This is a genomic window from Roseateles sp. (genome assembly GCF_039595295.1).
Taxonomy (GTDB): domain Bacteria; phylum Pseudomonadota; class Gammaproteobacteria; order Burkholderiales; family Burkholderiaceae_C; genus Roseateles.
In genome coordinates, this window is the sequence record NZ_JBCNLU010000009.1 from 96,580 (window position 1) to 120,831 (window position 24,252).

Genomic DNA, 24,252 nt, shown 5'->3' on the forward strand with positions numbered 1-24,252 from the left:
ATCTGTGGTCGACCGACCCAAATCTGTCAGGAGGCCCCGCCGTGGACCGCACCGAGCGCTTCTACAAGATCGAGATGCTGATCCGCAGCCGCGGCTGCGTGAGCTTTGCCGAGATGCGCGAGCAGCTGGAGGTGTCGCCCGCCACGCTCAAGCGCGACCTGCAGTACCTGCGCGAGCGCATGGACGCGCCCATCGAGTACGACGCCGCGGAGAACGGCTATCGCTTCGGTCAGCAGTGGCGCGGCCAGCGGCATGAGCTGCCCGGCATCTGGTTCAGCGAGAAGGAGCTGCACGCGCTGCTGACCATGCATCAGATGATGGCCGGCCTGGACGAGAACGGTCTGCTCAGCCGCCATCTGCAGCCGATGCTGGACAAGCTCACCGGCATGCTGGGCGGGGACGAGGTCGAGGCTCAGGAGATGACGCGCCGCATCAAGCTGATATCCACAGCCCGGCGTCGCGTGCCGTCCGAGCATTTCGAGACCATCGGCAGCGCCGTCGTGAAGCGGCGGCGTCTGAAGCTGCGGTATCGGAAACGGGGCGCGGGCGGTGGCTCCGTCAGCGAGCGGGAGGTTTCTCCACAGCGTCTGGTCCATTACCGCAACACCTGGTACCTGGACGCCTGGTGCCATGCCAGTGACGGGCTGCGGCGTTTCGCGCTCGATGCGATGGAAGCGGCCGAGTTGCTCGACGGCCAGGCCGCGCGCAGCCTGCCCTTGAAGGAGCTGGAAGGGGAGCTGGATCAGGGCTACGGCATCTTTGCCGGCGGCGATCCGCAATGGGCGACGGTGATCTTCGGCGCGGGCATCGCGGCCTGGGTCTCGAGCGAGGAATGGCATCCGTCGCAGCGCAGCGAATGGCTGGCCGATGGACGCTGGCGCTTGGAGCTGCCCTTCGTCGACGCGACCGAGCTCTTGATGGACCTGTTGCGGCACGCCGGGCAGGTCGAAGTCGTCTCGCCGCCCGCGCTGCGCGAGGCCTTCGCGAAACGGCTCACCAGCGCGGTGGAAGCGCTCGACCGCTGAGCCGACCGCCGTCCTCGCCCACGCCTGTGGACAAGTTCATCGACCGCTGAGCCGCGGCGAGAGGGACTTCAGGTCCCGTGCCGGCGACCCGTGCGGTGGAAGGCTGGCCGATGGTGATGCGTCAGCGTGGCGGCATGGCCATGCACGTCATGCACGACCGGGCGGGGAATGCCGATCGGGCGTGGCGCGTGATGCGGCATCGGTCGGCTCGCGGCGTCGTCGGCGGGTGAGCCGGGATCGATGTCGTTGGCCGCGGTGTCGCCGGGCATGCGACGCAGCTGGTCCATCCACCAGACCTTGAGCCAGTCCATGCGCAGGCTGACGATCATCAGCAGGACCAACAAGGCCGCCCAGACGGCCCATAACCACAGGTGGGACATGAGGGTCTCCTGTTCACGCGCCAAGGCGCGATAGCGATCATGCTGTCACTGTGCGGGCCACGGCGCAAGCGCGGGGCCGTCAGGAAATGGGGCGATCCCGCTTCCTAGAATCGATGAGATATCCACAGGCGACAAGACCATCAGGAGACAACGATGAACGCGCCACGAGATCTCAGCGCCGCCGAGGCCCCTTCGGCTCAGCCGGCCCCGGGCCAACCGGACTACGCGCCGCGGCCGATGCCGGCCGCGATGTTGTCCACACTCCAGGAGCGTTTCGGCGCGCGCTGCAGCACGGCGCTGGCGCTGCGCCAGCAGCATGGCCGGGATGAATCGGTTTTCGACGTACCGCCGCCGGAGGCGGTCGTCTTCGCCGAGAGCAATGAAGAGGTCGCCGCGGTGCTGGCGCTCGCCGACGCCCATCGCGTGCCGGTGATTCCCTACGGCGCCGGAACCTCGCTGGAGGGCCATCTGCTGGCGGTGCAGGGCGGCGTCAGCCTGGACCTGTCGCGGATGAACAAGATCCTGCGCATCAACGCCGAGGACCTGACCGTCACCGTGCAGGCCGGCGTGACGCGCCATCAGCTGAACGCGGAGATCCGCCATCAAGGCCTGTTCTTCCCCATCGATCCGGGCGCGGATGCTTCGATCGGCGGCATGTCGGCTACGCGGGCGAGCGGGACCAACGCGGTCCGCTACGGGACGATGAAGGAGAACGTGCTCGGTCTGACCGTCGCGACGCCGCAGGGACAGGTGATCCACACCGGGTCGCGGGCGCGCAAGAGCAGCGCCGGCTACGACCTGACGCGACTGTACGTCGGCAGCGAAGGCACGCTCGGCGCGATCTGCGAGATCACGCTGCGGCTTTATCCACTGCCCGAGGCGGTGTCGGCAGCGGTGTGCTCCTTCGAGAGCATCGATGCGGCGGTCCGCACGACGATCGCAATCATCCAGATGGGCGTGCCCATCGCGCGCTGCGAGCTGCTGGACGCGCACGCGGTCCGCGCCGTCAATCGCCACGACAAGCTGACGCTGCGCGAGGCGCCCATGCTGCTGATGGAGTTCCATGGCTCCGAGGCTGGCGTCGCCGAGCAGGCGGCCCTGGTGCAGGAGATCGCCGCCGAGCACGGCGGTACCGACTTCGAATGGGCGACCACGCCGGAGGACCGCACCCGCCTGTGGACCGCTCGGCATCACGCCTACCTGTCGGCGCTGCAGATGAAGCCGGGTTGCCGCGCGGTGACGACGGACACCTGCGTGCCGATCTCTCGGCTGGCGGAGTCCATCAATGCGTCGGTGGCCGAGGTCGAGGCCAGCGGGCTGCCGTACTTCATCGTCGGCCATGTGGGCGACGGCAACTTCCACATGGGCTACCTGATCGATCCGGATCTGCCGCAGGAGCGCGAGACCGCCGAGCGCCTGAGCGCCCAGATGGTGGCCCGGGCGATCGCGCTCGAGGGGACCTGCACCGGCGAGCACGGGATCGGCCTGCACAAGCAGGACTTCCTGGTGCAGGAAGCGGGGCAGGGCGCCATCGATCAGATGCGCGCGATCAAGCGCGCGCTCGATCCGAACGACATCATGAATCCGGGGAAGATCTTCGTCTGACCCGTCCCCCGTCCCGGCGCCTCAATGCTGCGGCGCCGGCACGCTCCACTTGCGTGTCACGTCGCCGCGGGCGTTGACGCTCTCCATCTGCACGCCGAAGCCCCACAGCCGCGCCACATGCTTGAGCACCTCCTGGGCGTCGTCATGCAGCGGCCGGTCCTGGTGCTGCTGATGGCGCAGCGTCAGCGAGCGGTCGCCGCGCAGGTTCACGTTCCACACCTGGATGTTGGGCTCGCGTGTGGACAAGTCGTACTGGCGTGACAGCGCCTCGCGGACATGTTGATAACCCTGCTCGTCGTGGATCGCCGAGATCTCGTACTCGGCCTGATGCTCCTCGTCGAGGATGGAGAACAGCCGGAAGTCCCGCATCAGCTTGGGGCTCAGGTACTGCGCGATGAAGCTCTCGTCCTTGAAGTTGCGCATCGCGTGATCCAGCGTCGGTAGCCAGTCGCTGCCGGCGATCGCGGGGAACCACTCGCGGTCCTCGGCGGTGGGCGCCTCGCAGATGCGCTTGATGTCGGTGTACATCGCGAAGCCCAGCGCGTACGGGTTGAGCTGCGCCATCGGCTGCTGCGCGACGACGTTGGTGTGCGACTTCAGCCACTCGATCATCATCCCGTCCGACAGGTAGCCGTCGTCGTACATGGTGTTGAGCAGCTTGTGATGCCAGAAGGTCGCCCAGCCTTCGTTCATCACCTGCGTCTGGCGCTGTGGATAAAAGTACTGCGCGATCTTGCGGACGATGCGCACGACCTCTCGCTGCCAGGGCTCGAGCAGCGGGGCGTTCTTCTCGATGAAGTACAGCAGGTTCTCCTGCGGCTCGTCGGGGAAGCGGCGCCGTTCTTCGGCCTTGGCTTCGTCTTCGGGGCGGCGCGGCAGCGTGCGCCACATGTCGTTGACCTGTCGTTGTGCATAAGCCTCGCGCTCCTTGCGCATGGCCTGCTCCTGCGCCAGCGAGAGCTTGGCCGGCCGCCGATAGCGGTCCACGCCGTGGTTCATCAGCGCATGGCAGGAATCGAGCGTTGCCTCCACGGTGTCCAGTCCGTAGCGCTGCTCGCAGTCGGCGATGTAATGCTTGGCGTAGACCAGGTAATCGATGATGGACGAGGCATCGGTCCACATCCGGAACAGGTAGTTGTTCTTGAAGAAGCTGTTGTGACCGTAGCAGGCATGCGCGATGACCAGCGCCTGCATCGCCATCGTGTTCTCCTCCATCAGGTAGGCGATGCAGGGATCGGAGTTGATGACGATCTCGTAGGCCAGGCCCATCTGGCCGCGCTTGTAATGGCGCTCCGTCGAGATGAACTCCTTCCCGTAGCTCCAGTGCCGATAGTTCACCGGCATGCCGACCGACGCGTAGGCATCCATCATCTGCTCGGCGGTGATGACCTCGAGCTGATTCGGATAGGTGTCCAGCCCATAGCGCTCGGCGGTCGCGCGGATGACTTCGTGGTACTCCTCGATCAGCTCGAAGGTCCAGTCGCTGGGGGAGGGCAGCGGCCGCTCGGGGCGCTTCTCCAGCGGCCGCATCTTGGTGAGCGGCGCCCGCACGCGGCGGCCCCCGTACTCGTTCTGACCGATGCCGATGCCGACGTTGCGGCGGTTTTCCAGGCTGCTCATCGTGTCACCCTCCGGGCCGGCGCTCATGCGCTCGCCCCTTCCTTCTTGAACAGGTCGCGAAACACCGGATAGATCTGCGCGACCTCCACCGCCTTGCGCATCGCGAAGTGGCGCACTTCGTCCTGCAGCTTGGCGTATTCCTCCCACAGGTTCTGCTCGGCCTCGGCCACCTGCACGTAGGCGTAATAGCGGCACAGCGGGAGGATCTTGTCGGCCAGCAGCTCGCGGCAGCGGCCGCTGTCGTGATGCCAGTTGTCGCCGTCGCTGGCCTGGGCGCCGTAGATGTTCCAGTCGCCGGCCGGGTAACGGGCGCGGATGATCTCTTCCATCAGCACCAGCGCCGAGGACACCACCGTGCCGCCCGTTTCGGTGGCGTGGAAGAAGTTCTGTTCGTCGACTTCCTGCGCCTGCGTGTGATGGCGGATGAAGACCACGTCGATCTTCTCGTAATGCCGGGTCAGGAAGAGATAGAGCAGGATGAAGAAGCGCTTGGCCAGGTCCTTGCGGCTCTCGTCCATCGAGCCCGACACGTCCATCAGGCAGAACATCACCGCCCGCGTCGTCGGCTGCGGCACCTTGATCCGGTTGCGGAAGCGCAGGTCGATGGGATCGAGGAAGGGGATCGCGTTCAGGCGCTGCTTGAGCAGCACGATGCGGGCCTCGGTCTCGGCGATCAGCGCCTGGATCTCGGGGCGCCGGCCGTCTTCTTCCTGCTTCAAGGTCTGCAGCCGGGTCTCGAGCTCATGCAGCTCGCGCCGCTTCTCCATGCCCAGCGCGATGCGCCGCCCCAGCGCGCCGCGCATCGAGCGCACCACGTGGAGATTCGTCGGCGTGCCGTCGGTGACATAGCCGGCGCGCACGGTCTTGTACTCGGGCGTCTCGGCGAGCGTGGTGCGCGCCAGGTTCGGAAGCGCCAAGTCCTCGAAGAAGACCTGCATGAACTCCTCCTTGCTGAGGTGGAAGACGAAGTCGTCCTCGCCCTCGCCGGAGTCGCTGGCCTGCGATCCACCGCCGCCGCCCTGGCCGCCTTGCGGCTTGGCGACGCGATCGCCGCGGATGTGCTCGGTGTTGCCCGGCCGCACGACCTCGCGCGTGCCGCCGTCGCCGTGGCTGAAGACGGGCTCGCTCAGATCGCGCTTGGGGATGTGGACATCTTCGCCGCGCTCCATGTCCCGGATGCCACGCTTGTCCACCGCGCGGCGCACCGCATCCCGGATCTGGTCGCGGTAGCGACGCAGGAAGCGCTCACGATTGCCGATCGATTTGTTCTTGCCCGACAGCCGTCTATCGATGATCTGTTGAAGGCTGGTCATGTGGACCCCGCTGGTTCTGTTCCGTCCGCCCGGACTGCCGGGCCTGGTCCCAACGTGTGCCCCGCGTCGACGCTGTTGCCTGGCGCCGGCGCGGGACCCGACCGGTCACCCGGTCAGCTCGACTTCCTCACGCGCAGATACCACTCGCAGAGCAGCCGAACCTGCTTGGGCGTGTAGCCCTTGTCCACCATGCGCTGCACGAAGTTCTCGTGCTTCTTGGCCTCGTCGGCGCTGGCCTTGGCGTTGAAGCTGATCACCGGGAGCAGTTCCTCGGTGTTGGAGAACATCTTCTTCTCGATCACCGTGCGCAGCTTCTCGTAGCTGGTCCACGCCGGGTTCTTGCCGGCGTTGTTGGCGCGCGCGCGCAGCACGAAGTTCACGATCTCGTTGCGGAAGTCCTTGGGATTGCTGATGCCCGCGGGCTTCTCGATCTTCTCCAGCTCCGCGTTCAGCGACGAGCGATCGAAGACCTCGCCGGTGTCGGTGTCGCGGTACTCCTGGTCCTGGATCCAGTAATCGGCATACGTGACGTAGCGATCGAAGATGTTCTGGCCGTACTCGCTGTAGCTCTCCAGATACGCGGTCTGGATCTCCTTGCCGATGAACTCGGCATAGCGCGGGGACAGCACCTCCTTGATGAAGCCGACGTACTTCTGTTCGGCCTCCTGCGGGAACTGCTCGCGCTCGATCTGCTGCTCCAGCACGTACATCAGGTGGACCGGATTGGCCGCGACCTCGGTCGAGTCGAAGTTGAAGACCTTGGACAGGATCTTGTAGGCGAAGCGGGTGGAGATGCCGGCCATGCCCTCGTCGACGCCGGCGTAGTCGCGGTACTCCTGCAGCGACTTGGCCTTGGGGTCGGTGTCCTTCAGGTTCTCGCCGTCATAGATCTGCATCTTGCTGAAGACGCTGGAGTTCTCCGGATCTTTCAGCCGCGTGAGCACCGCGAACTGCGCCATCATCTTCAGCGTCCCCGGCGCGCAGGCGGCCTCGGCCAGCGAGGAGTTGCGGATCAGCTTCTCGTAGATCTTCACCTCTTCGCTGACGCGCAGGCAGTACGGGACCTTCACGATGTAGATGCGATCGAGGAAGGCCTCGTTGTTCTTGTTGTTGCGGAAGGTCTTCCACTCGCTCTCGTTGCTGTGCGCCAGCACGATGCCGTCGAAGGGAATCGCGCCGAAGCCCTCGGTGCCCTTGAAGTTGCCTTCCTGCGTCGCCGTCAGCAGCGGGTGCAGCACCTTGATCGGCGCCTTGAACATCTCGACGAACTCCAGCAGGCCCTGGTTGGCCAGGCACAGGCCGCCGGAATAGCTGTAGGCATCCGGATCGTCCTGTGCATAGGTCTCGAGCTTGCGAATGTCGACCTTGCCCACCAGCGAGCTGATGTCCTGGTTGTTCTCGTCGCCGGGCTCGGTCTTGGCCACGCCCACCTGCTTGAGCATGCTGGGCAGGCGCTTGATGACCTTGAACTTGCGGATGTCGCCGCCGTATTCGTCGAGCCGCTTCACCGCCCACGGGCTCAGGATGCGATTGAGATAGCGGCGCGGGATGCCGTACTCGCGCTCCAGCAGCGGGCCGTCCTCGACCGGATCGAAGAGCCCCAGCGGCGTCTCGTTCACCGGACTGTCCTTCAGCGCATAGAAGGGGACGTGCTCCATCAACTGCTTGAGCCGCTCCGCGATGGAGCTCTTGCCGCCGCCCACCGGGCCCAGCAGATACAGGATCTGCTTCTTCTCCTCCAGCCCTTGCGCGGCGTGGCGGAAGTAGCTGACCACCTGCTCGATCGCGTCCTCCATGCCGAAGAACTCGGCGAAGGCGGGATAGATCTTGATGACTTTGTTCTGGAAGATGCGCGACAGGCGCGGGTCGTTGCGCGTGTCCAGCATCTGCGGCTCGCCGATGGCCTTGAGCATGCGCTCGGGCGCGGTGGCGTAGGCGAGGGGATCGCGCTTGCACTCCTCGAGGTACTCCTCCAACGTGAGTTCCTCGACCTTGCTGCGTTCGTAGCGTGCCGCGAAATGGCTGATCACATCCATGCTGACCTCCAGAGTAGTTCGTGGGGAGGCGATGCGGGGCCGTGCAAGGACGGGCCCCGCGTCGTCCAGGAAGTTCTGGCGACGTCCATGACTCAAGGCGTCATCAGAGCTTTCCGGGCTCAGCGTGTCATCAGCAAACGGCCGACCCAATGTCGGTCCGGGTGCCCTGCCGGTGAGTGTCCTCGCGATGGACAACCCCGTCGGCGGCGCGGGCTTGAAGCAGTCATGCTACGCCCGTCGCACGCGGCGAGGTGGCAAGACATGACCCTTGTACTCCCTTGTTCAACGTCTGTGAAGCGGCGCAGTTGACGCTCCCCCGCAGGTCGGGCCCTTTCACTCGCCTGTGGGAAATACGCAGGAGACAGGCATGCATGAGGCGTGCCATCCTGCGTCTTGGACCTGCCGTTGAACAGGTCGCCGATCGCGCAAGCTCATGCGCGATCAGCGCTTGGCGTTCAGGCCTCGGGCGTCTCCCGACGCAGCTTTTGCAGCAAGCCATTCAACTCGTCGAGCGAGCCGAATCCGATCGAGACCTCGCCCTGCTCGCCGCGTTTCGTCTTCTTCTTGACGCGGATTTCCACCGGCGCGGTCAACAGGTCGGAGAGCTCTTCCTCCAGCCGCAGCACGTCGCGGCTCTTGTCCGATTTCACGCGCAGCAGCGGGGCCTGGCGGCCCGCGCCTTGCTGACGTTGCACGAGCTTCTCGGCCTCGCGCACGCTGAGCTTCTTGGCGGCGATCTCGGTGGCGCTGGTGATCTGATGCGCGCCGTCCAAGGCCAGCAGCGCGCGCGCATGGCCCATGTCGATGTCGCCAGCCATCAGCATGTTCTGCACCGGCTCGGCCAGATTGAGCAGACGCAGCAGATTCGACGCGGCGCTGCGCGAGCGGCCCACCGCCTGCGCGGCCTGGTCATGGGTCAGGCCGAACTCGTCGACCAGGCGCTTCAGGCCCTGCGCCTCTTCCAGCGCGTTGAGGTCCTCGCGCTGGATGTTCTCGATCAGCGCCATCGCGGCGGCGGCTTCGTCCGGCACCGCCTTGACCAGCACCGGCACCTCGGCCAGTCCTGCCAGGCGCGCGGCGCGGAAGCGGCGCTCGCCGGCGATGATTTCGTAGCGCACCGCACCATTCGCGGCGATCGGGCGCACCAGGATCGGCTGCATGATCCCTTGCGCCTTGATGCTCTCCGCGAGCTCGTACAGCGAGCCCTCGTCCATGCGCGTGCGCGGCTGGTACTTGCCGGCCTGCATCTGCGCCAGCGGCAGCACCCCGGGTTCACCTTCGCGCGCGGCGGGCGCGTCGCTCACTTTGGGGCCCAGCAAGGCCTCCAGACCCATGCCCAGGCCTTTGGGTTTCTTCGTCACCATGGGGCGCGATTGTCCGCGATTCGCCGCAGCATCTCGCGGCCCTCCGGCCACGCGCCCAGACCGGTGGCCGTGTTGATGTGGCCGAGCGCGCCGGCGAGCACGAATTCCGCGCCCCAATCCGCCGCCATGCCGGCCGCGCGTTCGGGGGCGCAGAAGGGGTCGTCGGTGGAGGCGACCACGATCGAACGGAAGGGCAGGCGGCCGCGCCGGATGGGACGCCAGTTGTGCAGCTGGGGCGGGGTCTCGTCGCGCTCGGTGTCGGGCGGCGCGACCAGCAGCGCGCCGGCCACCCGCCGCGTCTGGGCCGAGTGCTCGGCCCAGGCCGCCACCAGCTGGCAGCCCAGGCTGTGCGCGACCAGCAAGGCCGGCTGCTCGACCAGACGCCCATCTTGCTGCAGCACCTCGTCCAGACGCGCCATCCAATCGCCGCGGCGCGGCCATTCCCAGTCGTTCTGATCGACGCGGGTATCGCCGTGCAGACGCTGCCATTCGCTCTGCCAGTGATCGGGGTCGGAGTTCAGCCAGCCGGGCAGCAGATAGACCGGCGACGCGGGCACCGCGGAGGGCGGATCCGCGAGGGCGGCGGCGTCGAGGTCATTCGACGGAATGGCATGTGTTGACATCGGATGGCCTTATGCTTCGCGCTTTCTTGGAACCGGTGGGGAAGGGTCCCCGACGGCAGCGGATTTTGCAGGAGCGGCGATGAAGTACGCGGTGTATGTCGACGGGCAGGAAGGCACGACCGGCCTGCGCATCAATGAGTATCTGGCGCAACGCGCCGACATCGAGGTGCTGCGCATCGACGCCGACAAGCGCAAGGACGCCGCCGAGCGCGCCCGCCTGCTCAACGCCTCCGACGTCGCCTTCCTGTGCCTGCCGGACGCCGCGTCCCGCGAAGCGGCCGCGATGATCACGAATCCCAAGACCTGCCTGATTGACGCCAGCACGGCGCATCGCACGGTCGCGGGCTGGGCCTTCGGTCTGCCGGAGCTGAGCAAGGGCCAGCGTGCCGCGATCCGCGAGTCCAAGCGCATCGCCAACCCGGGCTGCCATGCCAGCGCCTTCATCCTGGCGGTGCGTCCGCTGGTCGATGCCGGCCTGCTGTCGCCCGATGCGCTTATTACGGCGACGTCGATCACCGGGTACTCCGGCGGCGGCAAATCCATGATCGCGGAGTACGAGGCGGGCGGTAACACCAAGCTGGATTCGCCGCGTCCCTATGCGCTGGGCCTGGCCCACAAGCACATCCCGGAAATGATGGCCCACACCGGCCTGAAGCACGCGCCGGTGTTCATGCCCATCGTGGCCAAGTTCTACAAGGGCCTGGGCGTGACGGTGCCGCTGCACCTGAGCCAACTGCGCGCCGGCACCACGCCGCAGCAGGTTCGCGATGCGCTGGCCGCGCATTACGAGGGCGAGCGCTTTATCCACGTGAAACCGCTGCGCGATGCCGACACGCTGGCCGGCGGCTTCTTCGACGTGCAGGCTTGCAACGACACCAACAACGTCGACCTGTTCGTCTTCGGCAACGATCAGCAGATCCTGGTCATGGCCCGCCTGGACAACCTGGGCAAGGGCGCCAGCGGCGCGGCGGTCCAGAGCATGAACGTGCACCTGGGCGTCGACGAGTCGCTGGGCCTGACCGGCCCGGATGTGAACAACATCTGATGAGCGAGGCGTCTCAGGCCGCGCCACGGGACTGGCGTCGGGACGACGCGGTCCCGGCTTCGGACCTGGACGCCATCCGCGACGCGGTCGTCGCCTACGGCCGCCAGCAAACCCAAGGCAGCGACGCGCGGGACATCGCGGTCGCGCTCTACGACGGCGGCGAGCTGATCGCCGGCGCCTTCGGCCGGACCGAATTCCAACGGCTCTACGTGAGCTATCTCTGGGTCCATGCGGACCGCCGGGGTCAGGGGCTGGGCGGCGACTGCCTGCGTCAGATCGAGGCGATGGCGCTCAAGCGCGGCTGCGTGGATGCGCTGATCGAGACCCTGCTGGACGAGACCGCCGAGCTCTACGAGCACCTCGGCTACGCCTGCATCAGCCATGTGCACGACTTCGTGCCCGGCTTCACCCGGCACACCTTGCTGAAGGTCTGGCAGCCCCGCGACTGACGGCGAAGGCCCAGAGGCCTCAGGCCCAGGCGCGCGGGTCGTCGCTGCGGAAGTGGTAGCGGAAGGCCTGCAGAAAGCCCAGACGGGCGTACAAGCGCTTCGCGGCCTCGTTGGCTGTCCCGACCTGCAGATAGGCGTTTGCGGCGCCCTGGCGGCGTGCCACGGCCAGCAATGCGGCGCACAAGCGGAAGCCGTGGCCCTGACCGCGCTGGTCCTCCGGCGTGAAGATGTCGAACAGCCCGGCGATGCCGCCCGCGCTGCTGCCATCAGGTCCAGGATCGATGGCGACCTGTCCACAGGCGAGCAGCACGCCGTCGCGCTCCAGCTTGAAAGCTTGATGCCGTACGCTGGCTTGTTCAAGCCGACGAGCGTGGGCGTCGATCTCGACGGCGCTCGACCCGCGCAGCCCGCCGATGAGCTCGGCATATTCCGCAGGGGAGAGTGGCGCCAGTCCCGCCTCATCGCGGAAGCCGTCGAGCGACGGCAACACCATCACGTCCGCCGGATCGAAGGCGGTCCAGCCCATGGCGGCGAGGCGCTCGTCGAGGTCGGCCGGCTGGCTGAACGGGGTGAGGCGCAGCATCAGCGGCAACTGCGCCTGATCGAAGCTGGCGCGGCAGCGGCGCAGGATCTCATCGAGGGGCAGGGTGCCGCCTTCGATCGCATTCACGCAGCGGGAGCGCTTGGCCTTGCCGGGTGAGAGCCTGAGCAGCCATCCGTCCACCCGCGCTTCACGTGGCGCCGAGGCGGCGTTCAGTCCGGCGAGCTCCGCCCGGCGGGCGAGGGCGTCCAGCTCGGGCGGCGGCGGGGTCATGGAGGCGGGACGTGTTGTCGACGCTCAGCGCATGGCGCCGACGCGCTTCACCATCTCCTTGGCGAAGTCGACGAAGGCCTGCGCCCCCTTGGAGCTGCCGTCGAAGACGACGCCCGGCAGGCCGTAGCTGGGGGCCTCGGCGAGGCGGACGTTGCGTGGGATGACGGTGTCGAAGACCTTGTCGCCGAAGTGCGCCTTGAGCTGTTCGCTCACCTGCTGCTGCAGCGTGATGCGGGGGTCAAACATGACGCGCAGCAGGCCGATGATCTGCAGGTCCGGATTCAGGTTGGCGTGGATCTGCTTGATGGTGTTGACCAGGTCGGTCAGGCCCTCGAGCGCAAAGTACTCGCACTGCATCGGCACCACCACGCCGTGCGCCGAGCACAAGCCGTTCAGCGTGAGCATCGACAGCGACGGCGGGCAATCGATCAGGACGAAGTCATAGTCCGCGGCCGCCGCGGCCAAGGCGCTCTTCAGGCGCTGCTCACGACGGTCCAGCTCGACCAATTCCACCTCCGCGCCGGCCAACTCGCGGTTGGCGCCCAGCACGTCATAGCCGGCCTTCTCGCTGCGCTGACGGGCCTCGGCGATGGTCGAGGATTCCAAAAGCACGTCATAGACGGTGAGGGTCAGCGCGCGTTTGTCGATGCCCGATCCCATGGTCGCGTTGCCCTGCGGATCCAGGTCGATCACCAGGACGCGTTGCCCGACCTTCGCCAAGCCGGCCGCCAGATTCACCGTGGTCGTCGTCTTGCCGACGCCGCCTTTTTGGTTCGCAACGCAAAAGATCTTGGCCATGAAGGGTCGGGAGGCTGGTGGAAACGGGACGCGGGAGAGGGGCGGAGCTTAACCGATGGCAGGCGCAGGACGAATCCAGAGCAGGCAGCGTTGTGCGTCCAGACCCGGAACCTGCAGCTGTTCCACGTGGAACACGGACAGATCGGGGGCGCGTTGGGCGAGCTCGTCGAGCTCCTCCGCTGGATGTTGGCCCTTCATGGCCGCCCACACGGCGCCCGGTTTGAGGTGCATCCGGGTCCACTCGGTGAAGTCGGCCAGCGAGGCGAAGGCCCGCGAGGTGACAACGTCAAAGGGTGCCGTCTTGAGCTTCTCGACCCGCGAGTGCTCCGCGTGCAGATTGGACAGTCCGAGTTCCGCTGCGACCTGGGCGATGAAGAAGGCCTTCTTGCCGACCGTGTCGACGCAGGTGACGTCGATGCTCGGATTGCAGATCGCGATGACCACGCCGGGCAGGCCGCCGCCGCTACCGACGTCCATCAGCCGCAGCGGCTGACCTGCGGCATGGCGGCGCAGGGGCGGGATGAGGCTGAGGCTGTCGACCAGATGCTGGGTCAGCATTGCCTCGGGATCGCGGACGGCGGTCAGGTTGTAGACCTTGTTCCACTTCTGCAGCAGGCCGAGATAGGCGATCAGCTGGTCGAGTTGCGCGTCGGTCAGACCGAGGTCCAAGGTCTGGGCGGCGGCGGCGAGGCGGGAGCGCAGGTCGATGTCGGTCATCAATTCAGCCTGTCGGTGTGAGCCTGTCGGCGGGATTCAAAACGCCGGCGCGAGATGAACTCGGCCGGCGCTGGTGGAGGGGAAGGTACGACGGAAGCGAAAGGGCGGGCCGGGTCAGCGCCCGCGCTCGCGTCATGCGGCGGAAGGTTCCGCCGCCGCATCCTGGTCGGTGAAGCCTTTGAAGCGGCCCTTGCGCAGATGGATCAGCAGCAGCGACATGGTAGCGGGCGTGATGCCCGAAATCCGCGAGGCCTGGCCCAGCGTCTCCGGTCGGTGCTTGCTCAGCTTCTGGCGGGCTTCGAAGGAGAGGGCGGTGACCAGGTGATAGTCCAGGTCCTCGGGCAGTCGCAGGTGCTCGTAGTTGGAGGCGCGGGCAACGTCCTCCTGCTGCTTGCTGATGTATCCGGCGTACTTGACGCTGATTTCGATCTGCTCGACGACGGCATTCGCCAAGTCGGTGCCCAGCGATTCCGCCAGCGTCGCTCGCGACACCTGAGCTTCCGGGCGAGCGATTCCCGCGACCTCGGTGATCGTGTCGAAGCTGACGCCGGGGCGGCGCAGCAAATCGACCAGGTTGTATTCACGCTCCAAGGCCTTGCCCACCAGACGTTCCGCATCGGCAGCCGGCAGCTTGTTGGGGTGCACCCAGGTCGACTTCAGCTTCTCTGTTTCACGTGAAACAGCATCGCGCTTGCGGTTGAAGGCGTCCCACCGGGCGTCGTCCACCAAGCCCAGCTGGCGACCGGCTTCGGTCAGGCGCATGTCGGCGTTGTCCTCGCGCAGCTGGAGGCGGAACTCGGCGCGGCTCGTGAACATCCGGTAGGGCTCGGTCACGCCCTTGGTGATCAGGTCGTCGACCAGCACGCCCAGGTAGGCCTGGTCGCGGCTGGGCAGCCAAGCGTCCTTGCCTTGGACGTGCAGCGCGGCATTCAGGCCGGCGAACAGGCCTTGGGCCGCCGCCTCCTCATAGCCGGTCGTGCCATTGATCTGGCCGGCGAAGAACAGGCCGCCGATGGCGCGGGTCTCGAAGCTGGACTTGAGCTCGCGCGGGTCGAAGTAGTCGTACTCGATCGCGTAGCCGGGACGCAGGATGTGCGCCTGCTCCAGGCCGGGGATGGACTGGACCGCGGCGAGCTGGATGTCGAAGGGCAGGGAGGTCGAGATGCCGTTCGGATAGAACTCGTGCGTGGTCAGGCCCTCGGGCTCCAGGAAGATCTGGTGCGAGTCCTTGTCGGCGAAGCGATTGATCTTGTCCTCGATGGACGGGCAGTAGCGCGGGCCCACGCCCTCGATCACGCCGGTGAACATCGGGCTGCGGTCGAAGCCGGAGCGGATGATCTCGTGCGTGCGCTCGTTGGTATGGGTGATCCAGCAGGGCAGCTGCTGGGGATGCTGCGCCACGTTGCCCATGAAGCTGAACACGGGCACCGGGTCCAGGTCGCCGGGCTGCTCCAGGCACTTGGAGAAATCGATGGTGCGGCCGTCCAGGCGCGGCGGGGTGCCGGTCTTGAGACGACCCTGCGGCAGCTGCAGCTCCTTGAGCCGGCCCGACAGCGACACCGCCGGCGGATCGCCGGCACGGCCGGCGGCGTAGTTCTGCAGGCCGATGTGGATGCGGCCGTCGAGGAAGGTGCCGGCGGTCAGCACCACGGCGCGCGCGCGGAAGCGCAGACCGGATTGCGTCACCGCGCCGACCACGCGGTCGCCTTCCACCATCAGGTCGTCGACGGCCTGCTGGAAGAGCATCAGGTTGGGCTGGTTCTCCAGGCGATACCGGATGGCCGCCTTATAGAGCACGCGATCGGCCTGGGCGCGGGTGGCGCGCACGGCCGGTCCTTTGGACCCGTTGAGGATGCGGAACTGGATGCCGGCCTCGTCGGTGGCCGCGGCCATCGCGCCGCCCAGGGCGTCGACCTCCTTGACCAGGTGGCCCTTGCCGATGCCGCCGATCGAGGGGTTGCAGCTCATCTGCCCCAGCGTCTCGATGTTGTGGGTCAGCAGCAGCGTGCTGACGCCCATGCGGGCGGCTGCCAACGCGGCTTCGGTGCCGGCATGGCCGCCACCGACCACGATCACGTCGAACTCTTTCGGATAAAGCATGGGAAGTCGGGACGGAAGGGCGCGATTTTACGCGGGCCTGTGGATAAGTCACCGCCTCAGGGGCATGGCGAACGGAACTCGTTGGCGGTGCGCGCCGACGCGCGGCGACAATCCGGCGGCCATGAACTGTCGTCCCCACTGCGCGGCCTGCTGCATCGCCCCGTCGATCTCCAGCCCCATTCCCGGCATGCCCGACGGCAAGCCGGCCGGCGTGCGTTGCATCCAGCTCGACGACGAGCTGCGCTGCAAGATCTTCGGCCACCCGGATCGGCCGGCGGTTTGCGGCTCTTTGCCCCCGCACGAGGACATGTGCGGCGACAGCCGCGAGCAGGCCATGCGCTGGCTGGGCTGGATGGAAGAACAGACGGCGCCATCGACAGCGCTTTGAAAGGGCGCTCGCGTAGAGTCGGCGGCTCCAGAACAAGACCGGAGACACCGTATGACCCCCACCGACGAGGACCGTCGCCGCTTCCTCCTCCAGACCGCCGCGCTGGGCGCCGCGGGCACATCGCTGGTCACCGCGCTACCCGCCTTCGCGCAGACTGCCTGGCCGACCCGCAACGTGCGTTTGGTCGTGCCCTTCGCCCCGGGCGGCAGCAGCGAGATCGTCGCCCGCGCCACCGCCTCGGAGCTCTCCAAGACCTTGGGGCAGGCGGTCTACGTGGACAACAAACCGGGCGGCGGCGGCAACATCGCCATGGGCGAGGTGGCGCGCGCGGAGGACCAGCACACGCTCATCCTCGGGCACATCGGCACGCTGGCAGTGAACCCGTACATCTACGACAAGCTGCCCTACGACCCCAACCGAGATTTCAAGCCCATCACGCTGCTGGCCAAGGTGCCTTCGCTCTACGTCGTCCATCCCGACGTGCCGGCGCGCAACCTGAAGGAGTGGGTCGCGCTGGTGCGCAAGAACCCGGGCAAGTTCAGCTACGGCTCCGCGGGCAACGGCAGCGCCGGTCATCTGGCGATGGAATACCTCAAGATGGTCGCCGACCTGTTCATCCTGCACGTGCCCTATCGGGGCACCGGTCCGCAGCTGACGGATCTGCTGGCGGGGCGCCTGGAGGCGGCCTCGGTGGGCGCGCCGGCCATCATCCAGTTCATCAAGGCGGGCAAACTGCGCTGCATCGCCACCGGCTCCAAGGAGCGCCTGCCGCAGCTGCCGGATGTGCCCACCGTCGCGGAGCAGGGCTTCCCTGGCTTCGAGATGACGCAGTGGTACGGCCTGTGCGCGCCATCGAATCTGGCGCAGCCGGCGGTGGACAAGCTGGCGGTGGAGTCGGTCAAGGCGATCCACTCGGTGTCGGCGCGGGAGCGGCTCAGCCACGATGCGGCGGAGGCGGTGGGCAACACGCCGGCGCAGTTCGCCGCCTTCATCGCGCAGGAGCAGCAGCGCTGGAAGACGGTGGTGGCGCGCGCGAAGATCAAGCCGGATTGATGGGCCCGGCGAGGCGCCCGATGAGCGCCCTGACGAAGCCCCAATGACGAACGGCCGCTGAGGCGGCCGTTGCGTTGGATGTCGTCGGAATTGGTCGTCGGGGCGAGAGGGCTTCCAGATGAAGCCCGGCTTGCAAGCCTAACGCCTCCCGCTGCAGACGATCGCGCTTGCCACACGACCACCTACCGTTGGGCCTGCAAGCCAGGCAACTCCTCCTGCTGGTCCCGGTCGACCGCGGACACGACGGGTCCGCAGGAATCTGCCAGGGCTTACCAGGTGCCCTTCGGGGTGGGTTCCATGTCCGAGGACAGCGAGGTCACGGCCAGCGTCGTGGCATCGCCGCCGGTCAGCCAAGTGCCCTTGGGGGTGCCGCCGCCGACGAATTCCAGGTCCTCGAAGGACAGTTCGACCAGACCTTGTTCAGCGATGTTGGCGGCGACGGTGTTCGGTTGGGCGTTCATGAGAGGGCTCCAGATTCGGATGACGGCCAGCGGAAGCGCTGGGCACGGAGCGAATTGAAGCAGCCCCATGGGGGAGCTTGTAACTGTCAGCTCTTACAGTGTTTCCACCCGCCGCGAGCGGGCAGCATCAGCGAATCAAGCCCAGCCGAAGCGCCTTGAGCACGGCCTGATGCTTGTTCGTGCAGCCGAGCTTGTGCATCGCATTGTTGATGTGCAGCACCGCGGTGCGCTCGGTGATGCTGAGGATGGCGCCGACTTCCCAGGCGGTCTTGCCTTCCATGGTCCAGTGCAGGCACTCGAGCTCGCGCGGCGTCAGGCGAGGCGCCTCGACCTCGACCGGCGTCGACGGAAGCAGCAGCCGCATCGCCGAGTCCACCGCGTGCACCGCGAAGAGCTGCAGGTCAGCGACCATGCGGGTCAGCGTGATGGGATTCGATGGCAGCGTCTGATCGCGATTCACGCCCAGCACGAAATGGCGCCCCTCAGGCAGATGCAGCGCCAGCGAGATCCCCACCTTGTAGCCGAACGGCGCCTGCGCTTCCCAGAGCTCGGGCGCGTCGCTCTTCACGTAGGTCTGCTGATTCCAGACGATGGGCACGCTCTGCTTCTTGCAGTGCTGCATCACCGGATCGCGCTTGCCCAGGCGGGGGTCGTTGAAGATGTCGGAGAAGCCGTCGGGCGCGTTTTCCACGGCGATGAAGTCGGAGTTCCCGATCGCGCGGTCGACGACGAGGATGGCGGAAAAGCGCTCGAACTCCAGTCCGTGCGCGAAGCGCGTGATCTCGCTACGGAACTCGTCCGTGGAGCGAGCCTCCAACACTGACTGGTAACCGCCTTGCAGCATCGATCGCTCCGGCTCGGGACCGGCCTCTGACTCCGTGATGTCCGTGATGGGTGCCACACCGCGACGGGGCCCCTGCTAGGGTTTACAGCTGGCGAGCCGCCCCTGTCCTGTCCAAACTGCCTGACATGGGGAGCAGCACATGCAGATGATGCACCTGCCGCGTAATAGCCAAATCAAACAACTCTGACAATGACACCAGCCTGGATTGTGTACGCATGGCCGCGAATCTTGTGTGATGTACAGCGCCTGCCTCGCCTGCAGTTCGCGCATTTGAGCACGCGTGTTCTGGTCGTGGGAGATGAGGATCACCCGGCCATGGGGCAAACCCTGTGGACCGGGGAATCCGAATGGGGCTCGGCGGGCGTGGCCTGGGACTGGGTGCGCATGCCCTACGGCATGGTGTCCATGGTCGACCCGCTCGGACTGGTCACCAACATGCAGTTCCTGAACCGCGCGGGCGAGGTGCTCGCCCCCATGGAATCGGCCATCCAGCTCAACGGTATCGTGCATATGCTGCCCTGGCAGGAACAGGTGCAGCTGGCCCTGGAGCTGAGGCATTGAGGCCTTGAAGCGCTGAATAGCGAGACGCCGCGGCTTGCCGCGGCGTCGTCGTTCAGGGCGGCCTCAGCGGGCTACGGCGGCCCGCATCGAGCGCGACACGAAGGCCAGGCCCGCGACGGTCAGCGCGACGCCCGAGATCACCGTCGGCAGGACCTTGACCCAGGTCAGCGCCTCGCCCTTGAGCACCTGCATCATCAGCAGGTTCTGGCCCAATCCCGGCACCCACAGGTGCCAGGAGGCCTCGCCGCCCGGATTGACGATGGCCACCATCGGCGTGAGCGCGACCGCGGTGATGACCAGCGTGGTGCTGGCCTGCGCCTCCTTGAAGGTCTTGGTCCGGATCGCCAGCGCCATCAGCACCGCCGACAAGCCCATGCCCAGCGGGATCTGCAGCAGCAGGAAGCGCAGCGCCTCGCCCCAGCCGAACTGGAACATCGCCGCCAGCGCGTCGCTGCGCATCAGCAGCTGGCCGGGCAGGAAGCTCAGGTTGGACAGCACCGCCACCAGCAGGCCCGCCATCAGCACCGCGGCCCATTTGCCGACCACGATGGCGGCGTGCGGCGCCGGGTTCACCAGCAGCGGCTCGAGCGAGCCGCGCTCGCGCTCGCCGGCGGTGGAGTCCAGCGCCGCGGTCAGCGCCCCGTAGAGCACCGCCATCATGATGAACATCGGCAGCATCTGCGTCAGCCGCGTGGCGCGTGCCTGTACGCTGGCCAGATCGCGTTCCTGCACGTCCAGCGGCCGCAGCTGCTGCGGGTTCAAGCCGCGCATCGCGAGCAGCATTGTCGCGCGCTCATTGCCGAAGCCCTGCACCAGCCGGTTCAGCGCGCCCATGCCGGCCTCGGCGCGCTGGTTGGCGCTGTCGCTGACGATCTCCAGCGGCGCCGGCATGCCGCCGGCCAGCAGGGTCTCGAAGTCGGCGGGCACGACCAGCACCGGATCGGTCAGCTTGCCGCTGCGCAGCAGCGCCTCGTAATCGGCCGGCGCCTCCTTGAGCGTGTAGGTCTGGCGCTCGATGTAGTTGCGCAGCGTGGGCGCGTGCCCGATGCCCGCGACCAGCACCTCGCGCTGTTCCGCGCGGTCCTGCAGCGAGGCCGCCAGGCTGGACATCAGCACCAGCATCAGCGGCCCCATCAGCACCGACGGAATCAGCAGGCGCAGCAGCGTGCGGCGGTCCCGCAGCGCGTCGACGATCTCCTTGGCGAAGACGGTGCGGAAGGCTTTGAAGAACTCGATGCTCATGCGGCAGACTCCTGACGACGGCCCGTGGACGTGGACGACGCGGATGCCGGCGCACGTTCCTGCGCGGCCTCCTCGGGGAAGGCGAGATCGACGAAGGCATCCTCGAAGCGCTCACGGCCGGTCTGCGCGAGCAGCCCCGCCACCGTGCCGGTCGCGACCGAGCGCCCGTGCGACATCACCACCACCTGATCGCAGAGCTGTTCCACCTCTTGCATGATGTGGCTCGAAAAAACGATGCACTTGCCGCCGCCCTCGGGCGAGCGCAGGTGGCGCAGCACCTCGCGCAGCGCGCGCGTGGCCACCACGTCCAGCCCGTTGGTCGGCTCGTCCAGCACGATGTTGGCCGGGTCGTGCACCAGCGCCCGGGCCAGTGCGGTCTTCATGCGCTCCCCCTGGCTGAAGCCCTCGGCGCGGCGGTCCAGGATGCGGCGCATGTCCAGCAGATCGGCCAGCGACTCGGCGCGGGCCTGGGCCTGCTCCATCGGCATGTCCTGCAGCCGCGCGAAGTAGACGATGTTCTCGCGCGCGGTCAGGCGCGGGTACAGGCCGTGGGCGTCGCCCAGGATGCCCATGCGGCCCAGCGCCGCGCGCGGGTTCTTGAGCACGTCGATGCCGTCGACCTCGACGCGGCCGCCGTCCGGCGGGAACAGCCCGGCCAGCATGCGCAGCGAGGTGGTCTTGCCCGCGCCGTTCGGGCCCAGCAGCCCGGTGATGCGGCCATCGGGCGCGTCGAGGTCCAGGTGTTCCACGGCGACCACGGTCTTGGCCGGCGCACCGCGCTTGCCCAGCAGCGAGCTCAGGTTGAGACCCTTGCCCGGGCCGGCGCCGCGCGTCTGGAAGGTCTTGCGGAGCGCTTGCAGGCGGATCATCGGTCGGTCTCCCGGGCGGCGGCGGAGGCCGCGGCCGCGACGGTCGCGGCGGTCGGCGGCAGATAGGGGGTGGGGCGCGGAATGCGCTGGGCGCAGGAGGCGTCCACGCGCAGCGCGTCGGCGTCCTGGGCCGCGTCGATGAAGCGGTAGACCACGTCGCGCATGCAGCCCAGGGTCATCGCCACGCCGTGGCCGGCCTGGGGCACGACCACATGCACCGCGTTGGCGCCCAGCGTCTGCGCGACGCGGGCGCCATGGCGCGGCGGCGTGGCCGGATCGGCGCCGCCGCTGAGCACCAGCACCGGCGTCTTCGCGGGAGGGATCGCGTAGAAGGCCGACGGCAGCTCGCCGCGCGGCCACGCGCGGCAGACGTTGGCGTAGAGATCACGGTCTTGCGTGCCGAAGTCCGTGGAGGGCGCGTCGGTCGACTGGGCCAGGCGCGGGGCGTCCTCGGCGCAGATCACCGAGAAGTGCATGCCCTCGGCCAGCCGCATCGCGCGCGATCCTCCGCCCAGCTGACCGGCCAGGCCCGCGACCGGCTCGAAGCGGCCTTGCGCGGCCTCGTGCAGCGCGGCGGGCAGGGCGGCCGCGCTCGCGGGCACGTACAGCGGCGCGCGGATCATGCCCAGCAGCGACTCGCGGGTGAGGGTGAATTCCTCCGTCTTGCCGGTCAGCGGATGCATCACGCTGACCTTGCGCGGCAGGCTCTTGAGCAGGCCCTGCCATTCGCTGCGCAGCGCGGGATAGCGGGCCTGGCAGGCGGCGTCGGCGGCGCAGGCGTCGAAGACGGCGTCCAGGGCCGCCTGGCCGTCGCGCGAGAACGAGGCCGGCAGCACCATGTCCGGCGGCGCGACGCCGTCGATCACGGCGCGGCGCACGCGCTGCGGGAACTGGCGCTGGTACTCCAAGGCCGCGCGGGTCCCGTAGGACGCGCCGACCAGATTCCAGCGCTCCACGCCCAGCGCGGCGCGCACCGCGTCCATGTCCTGCATGGCGATGGGGGTGGTGAACTGGCGCAGGTCGCCGTAGGGCAGCTTCTCCAGCGCGACGCGGCAGGCCTCGAGCAGGCGCAGCTTGGCGCCGGGCCTGGTGATCTCCTCCAAGGAGCGCTCGTTGTTGTCCGGGCATTGCAGCGGCGCGGAGCCGCCGGTGCCGCGCTGGTCGACGAAGACCAGATCGCGGCGGTAGTTCAGGCGCGAGAGCCGCGGCAGCACGGTGCCGGTCAGCGCGACGGCGCTCTGGCCGGGGCCGCCGGCCAGCAGCAGCACCGGGTCGGGCAGCTTGTTGCGCGCCATCGCGCGCACGACGACGAAGCGGACGTCGATCTGCTTGCCGTCAGGCTGAGCGGGATCCAGCGGGCGGCGGATGCTGCCGCACTGGACCTCGGTGGGGACGCCCTCGACGCGGCAGGGCTTGAGCAGGGCCGCGCCCTTGGAGGCGGCCGCTTCGGAAGACGCGGGGGCGGGCGGGGCGGCCAGGGCGTCGGCCGCCAGCACGGCGAGCGCGATGCTCAGGGCGGGCAGGGACAGCGGGGGCCGGGCTCGGGGGCCAGGTCTTGCCCCGGGAAGCTGCTTCATCTTCTCTCCTCCACAAAGTGCCGCCGATTATGGCGAGCGGGAGGAGCCCTGCCGTTTGGGATCTACCAGCGTGTCTTCCGGCTGGTCAGCTGTCCCGGCGGCCGAACATGCCCCAGCCTTCCATGCTCATGACCTGCTCGCCGTTCTGGTTGAAGACCTCCCAGCCCGAGCGCACCAGGCCGAGATTGGGGCGGCTGCGGCTGGCCTTGGTCTCCAGCACGGTCATGCGCACGTGCAGCGTGTCGCCGGGCCGCACCGGCTTGAGCCAGCGCAGGTTGTCGATGCCAGGTGAGCCTTGGCTCGTCGAATCCAGCAGGTAGGCGTCACACATCATGCGCATCACCAGCGCGCAGGTCTGCCAGCCGCTGATGGACAGGCCGCCGAGGACCGATGCGTTGGCGGCGGCCTCGTCCAGGTGCAGCGGCTGCGGGTCGTAGGCGGCGGCGAAGGCCAGGCCCTCCTCGCGGTCGACGAGGCGCGAGCCGAACTCGCGCACCTGGCCGACGGCGAAGTCCTCGAAAGCGTAGGTCTTGGGGGTGCTCATCGGGGGCGGGGCGCATGAGGGCGCCGTGATGCTGAAACGCCCGACTGTAGGGGGCGGCCGCGGGGGCGGCTGGCGCGCCGGCGACAGCCCCTGGGATGGCCCCGGCATTGCGCGGCGATTCGCGGGCGCGTATGGTGCCCGGCGACCTTCCCCCGAATGGTTCAATGACCTCTTTGAAGGAGACCCCATGAAGCTCTATTACAGCCCCGGCGCCTGCTCGCTCTCGCCGCACATCGTCCTGCGCGAGGCCGGCCTGGCCTTCGAGCCGGTGCTCGCCAGCACCAAGACCCACAAGCTGCAGGACGGCACGGACTACTACGGGATCAATCCCAAGGGCTACGTGCCGCTGCTGGAGCTCGACGACGGCCAGCGCCTGAGCGAAGGCCCGGCCATCGTCCAGTACATCGCCGACCAGGCGCCGGACAAGCAGCTCGCGCCGGCCAACGGCACGATGGCGCGCTATCGGCTGCAGGAGTGGCTCAACTTCATCACGACCGAGCTGCACAAGACCTTCAGCCCGCTGTTCAACCCGGCGATCTCGGAGGACGCCAAGGGCGTGTTCCGCAGCAAGCTGCATGACCGCTTCAAGTGGATCGACAGCCAGCTCGAGGGCAAGCAGTACCTGATGGGCGAGGGCTTCAGCGTCGCGGACGCGTATCTGTTCACCGTGTCCAACTGGGGCCAGCACGTCGGCGTGGACGTCTCGGGCTATCCGAATCTGGTCGCGTATCGCGCGCGCGTCGCGGCGCGTCCGGCGGTCAAGGAGGCGATGAAGGCGGAAGGGCTGCTGAAGTAATCAGCATCACGCCATGAATGAACAAGGG

Annotated in this window: 24 protein-coding genes; 8 read left to right on the forward strand and 16 right to left on the reverse strand. The window is 67.6% G+C overall.

What is annotated here, in order from left to right:
* The first annotated feature begins 41 nt into the window (after positions 1–41).
* A complete protein-coding gene (locus ABDW59_RS09375; RefSeq protein ID WP_343629432.1) occupies positions 42–1,025 on the forward strand; it encodes a WYL domain-containing protein in 984 nt (327 codons plus the stop codon).
* A gap of 68 nt (positions 1,026–1,093) precedes the next feature.
* Here the strand turns inward: ABDW59_RS09375 and ABDW59_RS09380 are convergent, their stop codons facing one another.
* A complete protein-coding gene (locus tag ABDW59_RS09380) occupies positions 1,094–1,405 on the reverse strand; it encodes a hypothetical protein (RefSeq protein WP_343629433.1) in 312 nt (103 codons plus the stop codon).
* A 237-nt stretch (positions 1,406–1,642) separates the two neighbouring features.
* On the opposite strand from ABDW59_RS09380, the gene ABDW59_RS09385 reads away from it, so the two are divergent.
* Positions 1,643–3,010, forward strand: coding sequence for an FAD-linked oxidase C-terminal domain-containing protein (locus ABDW59_RS09385; RefSeq protein ID WP_343629516.1), 1,368 nt, complete (start codon positions 1,643–1,645; stop codon positions 3,008–3,010).
* Between the two features lie 21 nt (positions 3,011–3,031).
* Here the strand turns inward: ABDW59_RS09385 and ABDW59_RS09390 are convergent, their stop codons facing one another.
* From ABDW59_RS09390 to ABDW59_RS09410, 5 genes are all read right to left on the reverse strand, one after another.
* Positions 3,032–4,540 (reverse strand): SpoVR family protein, encoded by a 1,509-nt coding sequence (locus ABDW59_RS09390; protein ID WP_343629517.1) that lies wholly within the window; start codon positions 4,538–4,540, stop codon positions 3,032–3,034.
* Between the two features lie 113 nt (positions 4,541–4,653).
* Entirely contained in the window at positions 4,654–5,943 is a 1,290-nt protein-coding gene (locus ABDW59_RS09395) for a YeaH/YhbH family protein (protein WP_343629434.1), read from the reverse strand.
* 113 nt (positions 5,944–6,056) lie between these two features.
* Positions 6,057–7,979, reverse strand: a complete 1,923-nt coding sequence (locus ABDW59_RS09400; RefSeq protein WP_343629435.1) for a PrkA family serine protein kinase — start codon at positions 7,977–7,979, stop codon at positions 6,057–6,059.
* A 455-nt stretch (positions 7,980–8,434) separates the two neighbouring features.
* A complete protein-coding gene (locus tag ABDW59_RS09405) occupies positions 8,435–9,343 on the reverse strand; it encodes a ParB/RepB/Spo0J family partition protein (RefSeq protein WP_343629436.1) in 909 nt (302 codons plus the stop codon).
* Positions 9,337–9,966: an alpha/beta hydrolase gene (locus ABDW59_RS09410; protein WP_343629437.1), complete on the reverse strand. Its 630-nt coding sequence runs from the start codon at positions 9,964–9,966 to the stop codon at positions 9,337–9,339. The genes ABDW59_RS09405 and ABDW59_RS09410 overlap by 7 nt, the downstream gene beginning before the upstream one ends.
* Positions 9,967–10,045: 79 nt before the next feature.
* Between ABDW59_RS09410 and argC the strand changes: the two genes are divergently transcribed.
* Positions 10,046–11,011 carry an N-acetyl-gamma-glutamyl-phosphate reductase gene (gene argC, locus ABDW59_RS09415; RefSeq protein ID WP_343629438.1) on the forward strand — a complete coding sequence of 322 codons (966 nt, stop codon included), beginning with the start codon at positions 10,046–10,048 and terminating at the stop codon, positions 11,009–11,011.
* On the forward strand, positions 11,011–11,460 hold the full coding sequence (locus tag ABDW59_RS09420; protein ID WP_343629439.1) for a GNAT family N-acetyltransferase: 450 nt from the start codon (positions 11,011–11,013) through the stop codon (positions 11,458–11,460). The genes argC and ABDW59_RS09420 overlap by 1 nt, the downstream gene beginning before the upstream one ends.
* A 19-nt stretch (positions 11,461–11,479) precedes the next feature.
* Here ABDW59_RS09420 and ABDW59_RS09425 read toward each other — a convergent pair whose 3' ends face one another.
* From ABDW59_RS09425 to mnmG, 4 genes are all read right to left on the reverse strand, one after another.
* Complete coding sequence (locus tag ABDW59_RS09425) at positions 11,480–12,274, reverse strand: GNAT family N-acetyltransferase (RefSeq protein WP_343629440.1); 795 nt, start codon at positions 12,272–12,274, stop codon at positions 11,480–11,482.
* 24 nt (positions 12,275–12,298) lie between these two features.
* A complete protein-coding gene (locus ABDW59_RS09430; RefSeq protein WP_343629441.1) occupies positions 12,299–13,072 on the reverse strand; it encodes an AAA family ATPase in 774 nt (257 codons plus the stop codon).
* A 48-nt stretch (positions 13,073–13,120) separates the two neighbouring features.
* A complete protein-coding gene (gene rsmG, locus ABDW59_RS09435) occupies positions 13,121–13,789 on the reverse strand; it encodes a 16S rRNA (guanine(527)-N(7))-methyltransferase RsmG (RefSeq protein ID WP_343629442.1) in 669 nt (222 codons plus the stop codon).
* Between the two features lie 132 nt (positions 13,790–13,921).
* On the reverse strand, positions 13,922–15,889 hold the full coding sequence (gene mnmG, locus ABDW59_RS09440) for a tRNA uridine-5-carboxymethylaminomethyl(34) synthesis enzyme MnmG (protein WP_343629443.1): 1,968 nt from the start codon (positions 15,887–15,889) through the stop codon (positions 13,922–13,924).
* A 121-nt stretch (positions 15,890–16,010) separates the two neighbouring features.
* On the opposite strand from mnmG, the gene ABDW59_RS09445 reads away from it, so the two are divergent.
* Together ABDW59_RS09445 and ABDW59_RS09450 are read left to right on the forward strand one after the other, a co-directional pair.
* The gene (locus tag ABDW59_RS09445; RefSeq protein WP_343629444.1) at positions 16,011–16,277 is read left to right on the forward strand and encodes a YkgJ family cysteine cluster protein; all 267 of its coding nucleotides are present in this window, start codon (positions 16,011–16,013) and stop codon (positions 16,275–16,277) included.
* A gap of 51 nt (positions 16,278–16,328) precedes the next feature.
* Positions 16,329–17,330, forward strand: a complete 1,002-nt coding sequence (locus ABDW59_RS09450) for a tripartite tricarboxylate transporter substrate binding protein (protein WP_343629445.1) — start codon at positions 16,329–16,331, stop codon at positions 17,328–17,330.
* Positions 17,331–17,599: 269 nt separating this feature from the next.
* On the opposite strand, the gene ABDW59_RS09455 is transcribed toward ABDW59_RS09450, so the two are convergent.
* Positions 17,600–17,791 carry a hypothetical protein gene (locus ABDW59_RS09455; protein ID WP_343629446.1) on the reverse strand — a complete coding sequence of 64 codons (192 nt, stop codon included), beginning with the start codon at positions 17,789–17,791 and terminating at the stop codon, positions 17,600–17,602.
* A gap of 127 nt (positions 17,792–17,918) precedes the next feature.
* Positions 17,919–18,635: an autoinducer binding domain-containing protein gene (locus tag ABDW59_RS09460; protein ID WP_343629447.1), complete on the reverse strand. Its 717-nt coding sequence runs from the start codon at positions 18,633–18,635 to the stop codon at positions 17,919–17,921.
* Between the two features lie 315 nt (positions 18,636–18,950).
* Here ABDW59_RS09460 and ABDW59_RS09465 point away from each other — a divergent pair, with 315 nt between their 5' ends.
* A complete protein-coding gene (locus tag ABDW59_RS09465; protein ID WP_343629448.1) occupies positions 18,951–19,196 on the forward strand; it encodes a hypothetical protein in 246 nt (81 codons plus the stop codon).
* Between the two features lie 63 nt (positions 19,197–19,259).
* On the opposite strand, the gene ABDW59_RS09470 is transcribed toward ABDW59_RS09465, so the two are convergent.
* The 4 genes from ABDW59_RS09470 to ABDW59_RS09485 form a co-directional block, all read right to left on the reverse strand.
* On the reverse strand, positions 19,260–20,438 hold the full coding sequence (locus tag ABDW59_RS09470; protein WP_343629449.1) for an ABC transporter permease subunit: 1,179 nt from the start codon (positions 20,436–20,438) through the stop codon (positions 19,260–19,262).
* A complete protein-coding gene (locus ABDW59_RS09475) occupies positions 20,435–21,307 on the reverse strand; it encodes an ATP-binding cassette domain-containing protein (RefSeq protein WP_343629450.1) in 873 nt (290 codons plus the stop codon). Before ABDW59_RS09475 ends, ABDW59_RS09470 begins: the two co-directional genes overlap by 4 nt.
* Positions 21,304–22,884 carry an alpha/beta hydrolase gene (locus ABDW59_RS09480; protein ID WP_343629451.1) on the reverse strand — a complete coding sequence of 527 codons (1,581 nt, stop codon included), beginning with the start codon at positions 22,882–22,884 and terminating at the stop codon, positions 21,304–21,306. The genes ABDW59_RS09475 and ABDW59_RS09480 overlap by 4 nt, the downstream gene beginning before the upstream one ends.
* Before the next feature lie 85 nt (positions 22,885–22,969).
* Positions 22,970–23,428, reverse strand: a complete 459-nt coding sequence (locus tag ABDW59_RS09485; RefSeq protein ID WP_343629452.1) for a MaoC family dehydratase — start codon at positions 23,426–23,428, stop codon at positions 22,970–22,972.
* A 187-nt stretch (positions 23,429–23,615) separates the two neighbouring features.
* Between ABDW59_RS09485 and gstA the strand changes: the two genes are divergently transcribed.
* The gene (gene gstA, locus ABDW59_RS09490) at positions 23,616–24,224 is read left to right on the forward strand and encodes a glutathione transferase GstA (RefSeq protein WP_343629453.1); all 609 of its coding nucleotides are present in this window, start codon (positions 23,616–23,618) and stop codon (positions 24,222–24,224) included.
* Positions 24,225–24,252: the final 28 nt, after the last annotated feature.